Genomic DNA, 1,417 nt, shown 5'->3' on the forward strand with positions numbered 1-1,417 from the left:
CCTGGAGTCCCGCGGGGTGGTGGTCTTTCGGGCCCGCGGCGTCGTGACCGCGACGGGGTGAGCCATCGTGCGATGGTCAGTGAGAACGACCAAGAACTCACACAGAAAGACGACACCGCACGATGGCTCTTGACCAGTCTGCCCTCCTCGAGCTGCTCGGGGAACTGAAGCTCACCGGCACCACCGACCGCATCCGAGCCGCGACCGAGCGGCTCTACCAGGAGCTGATCGACGCGGAGACAGCCGCATTCATCGGCGCCGCCCCCTACGAGCGCACGAGCGAGCGCACGACTACCCGCAACGGTTCCCGGCCGCGGGTGCTGTCGACCACGGCTGGGGATCTGGAGTTGCGGATCCCGAAGTTGCGGCAGGGGTCGTTCTTCCCGTCGCTGCTGGAGCGGCGCCGCCGGGTCGACCAAGCCTTGTTCGCGGTCGTGATGGAGGCCTACCTCCACGGCGTCTCAACCCGGAAGGTCGATGACCTCGTCAAAGCGCTCGGCGCTGACACTGGCATCTCGAAGTCCGAGGTGTCCCGCATCTGCCAAGGGCTCGACGCCGAGGTCGCATCGTTCCGCGACCGCTCGCTGTCTGACATCGCCTACCCCTACGTGTTCCTCGACGCGACCTACTGCAAGGTCCGCATCGACCACCGTGTCGTGTCCCAGGCGGTCGTCGTCGCGATCGGCGTCGCCGCTGACGGGCGGCGGGTCGTGCTGGGCTTCGATGTCGGAGACAGCGAGACCGAGGAGTTCTGGAAGCAGTTCCTGCGCTCGTTGAAGACACGAGGTCTGGGCGGGGTGAAGCTGGTGATCTCCGACGCCCACGCCGGACTGAAGAAGGCCGCAGCGACCGTGTTGCAGGGCGCCGCCTGGCAGCGCTGCCGCGTCCACTTCATGCGCAACGTCCTGACCGCCCTCCCGAAGGGCCGGCAGGAGATGGTCGCCAGCGTGATCCGCACGATCTTCGCCCAACCCGACGCCGAGCACATCGATGCCCAGTTCGACGAAGTCGTGCGCATGATCGAGCGCGTCCACCCCAAGACCGCCGTGATGCTCACCGACGCCCGTGACGACATCCTCGCGTTCAAAGCGTTCCCCGCCCGGCATTGGCGACAGATCTGGTCCACGAACCCGCTGGAACGCCTCAATCGGGAGATCAAGCGCCGCACCGACGTCGTTGGCGTGTTCCCGAACAACGCCGCCCTGCTCCGCCTGGCCGGCTCCGTCCTCGTCGAGCAACACGACGAATGGGAAGCCGCCGACCGCCGCTACTTCTCCGAAGCCTCCATGACCGAGCTCACCGCGACCACCCCCACCATCGACGAGGCGGTGATACTCCCCGAGATCACCGCCGCCTAAACTAACGACAGCTGATCATCGCAACGAAGCGAAAGACCACCACTCAAACGGACGCGGCC

At 66.4% G+C, this 1,417-nt stretch carries 1 protein-coding gene; it reads left to right on the forward strand.

Annotation, left to right across the window (positions count from 1 at the left end; translation table 11 throughout):
- Window positions 1–122 precede the first annotated feature (122 nt).
- On the forward strand, window positions 123–1,358 hold the full coding sequence (locus AB0300_RS18810; RefSeq protein WP_046746337.1) for an IS256 family transposase: 1,236 nt from the start codon (window positions 123–125) through the stop codon (window positions 1,356–1,358).
- Window positions 1,359–1,417 lie beyond the last annotated feature (59 nt).

It is taken from the genome of Microbacterium sp. NPDC078814, from assembly GCF_040702645.1.
Taxonomy (GTDB): Bacteria; Actinomycetota; Actinomycetes; order Actinomycetales; family Microbacteriaceae; genus Microbacterium.